Raw genomic sequence first — 4,768 nt, 5'->3', positions numbered from 1 at the left:
GCCTCATCGCTAACTTTGCAACAGTGCCCGAGCCCCTGCAGGCAGGAGAGCGCGGTCAGATAGTGGCTGTGCAAGTGGACGATCGCCTTGCAGGCCGGGTTGTGCAAATAGACCGCCCGGTGAAAAGTGACCTCTTTCGACGGTTTGTCGCCGGAGATCCATTCCCCTTGCAGCGTCACCACCGACAACCGCTGAGCCTGCAGTTCGCCGAGGCAGGCGCCGGTCGGCGTCGCCAGCAGGTTGCCGTCCGGCAGCAGCAGCGACAGATTGCCAGCGGAGCCGGTGGCATAGCCGCGGCTAAACAACGAGGCGCCAATCTGCACCATTTCCTCTCGCAGTTGTTGCTCAGTCATGACGAAACTCCTGCTGGGCACGGGCAAAGAACTGGATATCGCCGAAGTTACCTGACTTCAGCGCCAGGGAGAGCGGCTGGCGGGTGTCACGCACCCAGGGCACGCCAGGGGAGATGGTCGGCCCAATATGGAACGCCTCAACCCCCAGGGTCTGCGCCACAATGCTCGACGTTTCCCCTCCGGCCACAATAAAGCGGGTAAATCCGTTCGCCTTCAGGGGGTCGGTTCCGGCTGAGGGCGAAATGACACCCTAAGCTTTCGGTTCCTTGGGCCAAAGATATTCGCCAGTCAGTAGAATGTGCGCCCAGCCCAATGGGGATATGTGGGGAAGAAATTCAGGGGGAACATCCAACCCTTCGTTCCGCCGCTCCGTGACGGCATGACCAAGATGGACGGTATTCCAGTAAATGATCACCGCAGTCAATAAATTGAGCCCAGCGATTCGGTAGTGCTGCCCCTCTGTCGTGCGATCGCGAATTTCCCCCTGCCTCCCGATACGGAGCGCATTTTTGAGCGCATGGTGGGCCTCTCCCTTGTTAAGACCGATCTGAGCACGCCGCTGCATGTCCGTATCCAGGATCCACTCAATAATGAAAAGGGTCCGTTCAATACGACCAACTTCACGAAGCGCAACTGCAAGGTTGTTTTGTCGTGGGTAAGAAGCGAGCTTGCGCAGGAGTTGGCTGGGCCTGATTTTGCCAGCGGTCATCGTCGCGGCACAACGGAAAATATCAGGCCAGTTCGCAACGATAAGATCCTCCCGGGCTTTTCCACCTACCAACTTGCGTAACTCCCTGGGGGTCGTATCGGGATTAAATACGTACAACCGCTTCGATGGCAGATCCCTGATTCGCAGAACGAGATTGTAGCCGAGCAGGCTACTGGCTCCGAACAAATGGTCGGTGAATCCTGCTGTATCGGCATACTGTTCGCGAACATGGCGACCGACCTCGTTCATCAGTAGTCCATCGAGAATATACGGTGCCTCGCTCACGGTCGCCGGGATCGACTGACAAGCGAATGGCGCGAACTGGTCGCTTACGTGAGTATACGCTTTGAGGCCGGGAACAGAACCATATTTGGCATTGACCATGTTCATGGCTTCGCCATGCCGCGCTGTCGGGAAAAACTGACCATCGCTCGATGCTGACGTGCCCATCCCCCAGACGCGTGACATCGGCAGTTTACCCTGCGCGGCCACCACAATTGCCAATGCCTGGTTCATGGCTTCGCTTTCAACATGCCAGCGGGCAAGGCGTGAGAGCTGCCAGTAATCATGCGTGTTTGTAGCTTCCGCCATCTTACGCAGGCCCAGATTGAGCCCTTCAGCGAGCAGGACGTTGAGCAGACCGATCCGGTCGCGACATGGAGCCCCGGTTCTCAGATGGGTAAACGCATCTGTGAAACCAAGGGCTGCATCAACTTCAAGCAGCATGTCGGTAATCCGAACGGACGGCATTCGGCGATACAGATCCAGTATGAGTGCCTCGGCACCATCCGGCACGTCTGCTGTCAACCTGTCGATCCGCAACGTTCCATCTTCTATGCTACCGTGCGGAATAGTGCCGTTACGGGCAGCCCGGGCCAGCCGCTTAAGAGCGATCGTGAGTCGCGCCTTTCTGTCTGCCAGCCAATCCTGTGGGTTGGAAGGCACGGCCAGTTTTGCATTTTCCTGCGCCGCGATCATCGGCACCAGTACCTGCTTGAGGTCACCATAGCGGCGCGAATGAGCGAGCCAGACATCTCCGGAACGAAAAGCATCCCGGAGGTGAAAGAGTACCGCCACTTCCCAAAGACGGGTATCTCCTTTTTCCTGAGCTCGTAAATGACGGTTCCATTTGGAGCTGGGCCGCAGGAAACGCCTTTCTGGCGATGCAACACCTTTCATCTCTCCGATCGACAAAGCTGCTGCTACCAATGGTCCGGCGACCGGCGCGGCTTCGAGCTTCAGACAGCGCAACATGCGGGGCGCATAACGACGAAAGCGATGGTATCCCTGCCCGACATATGCAAGAGGCTCATCGGCTAGCGTGTTGCTGAGTTGAGTCCCTGTCGCTACCAGTTGAGCGAGCCGGTCCCATGCAACCGAACTGGCGACAGCCATCTCCAGCGGGGTTCCGTCACTGCGGGCCTCAAGCAACGAAGCTCCCAGCGCGGTGAAGGTACGGATCGTATCCGTGAGTGTGGCTTTAGAGCCGGAAATTGTTTCGTCATGCTGGCGCTTCGCTTCCCGCCAGGTTTTTCCTACGATCCTGTCATGGGTTTCGACTATGGCATCAGCAATCGCCGCTTCCCACTCCACAACACAGACGGCAAGGATCGCCCAGCGGCGGTCCGAAGTGATGTCACGCAAACCGTCGGTGAAGTAGCGTTCACCCTGCCGACGCAGCCGGGCAATGCGATGGGCAGGTATGCTGGCCAAAGCACTATGATTGATATTCAGGGTACGCAGAAATTCGAGCCTGTCGAGCAAACGGTTAGCAGCAGCCGAGTTGTTACCAACCTCGAAGTTGCGAAGCCAGATGAAACGACTGATATTGCCGGCGAGCATTTCACTCAGAAGTTTGTCCAGGTGATCGCGAACATCCGCTGTTAAATTTTCCGCAATCCGCGTTTCAATCCGCCGCTCAGCGGCGACCAGAGCATCCGCGCACAAGCGCTCGATTGTCGATACTGCGGGCAGAATGGTGGAAGTTTCCCGACACCGCACAATAAAACGATGAGCAAGATCCTCGTTTGATCTGGCATCTTCGGCCTGGCCGAAAGTCCACTCCCGCAGATCACGGGCACCACGGCCCGTGAAGGTCTTGTAGCCGTAAATTTCGCGCAGCGTGTCCATGTGCTGCTGACGGGTTTGGCGCCGTGTGGCATAAGTGAGAAGCGCATCAGCCGGAACTCCAAGCTGAGCACCGACGAAGGAAAGGACTTCACGCGGGATCATCTCACCAGGAGCCAGTGCACGGCCCGGATATCGTAAGGCACAAAGTTGCAGGGCAAAGCCAATCCTGTTTTCCGGTCTGCGGCGCTGCCTAATGTTTTCCAGGTCATCATCGCCCAGCGTGTAGAACTTCAGTAGCGACAGTTCGTCCGTGGGCAGATCGAACAGCGCTGCTCGCTGCCGTTCGGTGAAAATATGGCGTCGTGACATACAAATTCGTCCCTTTTGAAGTATAGTCTGTTTTGGACAACAGCCAGCCCATATAAATCAGGGCGTTCCGATACAAAAATCCAGGAGGGTTCAATTGGGACATCGTGCCGCCATTTACTGCCGGGTTTCAACAGCGGATCAGTCTTGTGAACGCCAGGAATTTGATCTGCGAGCCTTCGCCGGCTGTGCCGGCTACGACGTGGTGGGAATATTTAAGGAAACAGGTTCAGGAACTAAACTCGACCGGGCCGAGCGAAAGAAAGTCCTGGCGCTTGCCCAGTCCAGACAAATTGATGCAATCCTGGTCACTGAGCTTTCCCGGTGGGGGCGCTCGACGCTCGATCTGCTCAATACGCTACGTGAACTGGAGAACTGGAAGGTTTCCGTGATAGCCATGAATGGAATGGCGTTCGATCTTTCGTCGCCGTATGGACGAATGCTGGCGACGTTTCTTTCCGGCATTGCGGAGTTTGAGCGGGATCTCATCAGCGAGCGGGTCAAGTCAGGCCTTGCTGTTGCGAAGGCACGTGGTAAGAGGCTTGGTCGTCAGGCCGGAGTGCGACCAAAATCAGACCGACTTTTGCCTAAGGTGGTTGCGATGAGGGCCGAGGGACGCAGCTATCGCTGGATCGCACGCGAGCTCGGTATCAGCAAGAATACCGTCGCTGACATCGTGCAACGACACAGAGCTAACGCTTAGGGTGTCATTTCGCCCTCAGCCGGAACCGACCCCGAATAGGTTTCGTCGCGGATGTGCCAGGCTTGCAGCCAGGACAGCTTGGCGTAGGTCAGGCCGGGGCTCGACTCGGCCATCTTGGTCAGCCCGAGGTTGATCGCATCACCGAGGATTGCGGACAGCAGCAACGTCCTGTCTTTGGCCTCGGCCCCGTCCTTCAAGTGGGTGAAGTGGCGGCTGAAGCCCGTCCAGTCGTCCACGTCCATCAGCAGTTCGGTGATCTTGATGCGCGGCAGTAACTGGCTGGTTTGGTCGATCAGCGCCTGCGCCCGATCCGGCACCGCCGCATCCAGCGGGGTGATTTTCAGCCCTGACTCGGTGAGGATGGCATCGGGCAGCTCGTTGTCCTTGGCCAGGCGGGTGACGGTGGCCAACTGCTCGTCCAGCAGCTGCAAACGCTCTTCCAGGTACTGGTCGCTGTTCGGGTTGATCGCCAGGGGCAGGGCCTGCTCGCGCTTGAGTGCGGCGAACTTCTCGGCCGGCAGCAGGTAGTCGTCGAAGTGGCACTGTTGCAAATAGTCGGTGGTGATA

Annotated in this window: 3 protein-coding genes and 2 pseudogenes; 1 reads left to right on the top strand and 4 read right to left on the bottom strand. The window is 57.6% G+C overall.

Translation table 11 applies throughout. The features are described from left to right. The 3 genes and pseudogenes from GV764_RS15460 to GV764_RS15450 form a co-directional block, all read right to left on the bottom strand. On the bottom strand, positions 1–353 hold a 353-nt coding region (locus tag GV764_RS15460; protein WP_100124982.1), incomplete at its 3' end, for a class II aldolase/adducin family protein. Then, a pseudogene (locus tag GV764_RS15455) lies at positions 346–570 on the bottom strand (nucleotide-binding domain containing protein); the annotation flags it as partial. The gene GV764_RS15460 and the pseudogene GV764_RS15455, both read right to left, overlap by 8 nt. Before the next feature lie 33 nt (positions 571–603). Beyond that, positions 604–3,501, bottom strand: coding sequence for a Tn3-like element Tn5403 family transposase (locus tag GV764_RS15450; RefSeq protein WP_001553819.1), 2,898 nt, complete (start codon positions 3,499–3,501; stop codon positions 604–606). 94 nt (positions 3,502–3,595) lie between these two features. Between GV764_RS15450 and GV764_RS15445 the strand changes: the two genes are divergently transcribed. Next, entirely contained in the window at positions 3,596–4,201 is a 606-nt protein-coding gene (locus GV764_RS15445; RefSeq protein WP_000509965.1) for a recombinase family protein, read from the top strand. 32 nt (positions 4,202–4,233) lie between these two features. Here GV764_RS15445 and GV764_RS15440 read toward each other — a convergent pair. Next, positions 4,234–4,768 (bottom strand): annotated as a pseudogene (locus GV764_RS15440) (Tn3 family transposase); the annotation flags it as partial.

The organism is Atlantibacter hermannii, assembly GCF_009907385.1.
GTDB classification, from domain to species: domain Bacteria; phylum Pseudomonadota; class Gammaproteobacteria; order Enterobacterales; family Enterobacteriaceae; genus Atlantibacter; species Atlantibacter hermannii_A.
This window is presented reverse-complemented; position numbering and strand designations above follow the sequence as displayed.

Coding starts and splice junctions, on each gene's coding strand:
- GV764_RS15450 (WP_001553819.1), bottom strand. CDS start 3,501: ATGTCACGACGCCATATTTTCACCGAACGGCAGCGAGCAGCGCTGTTC.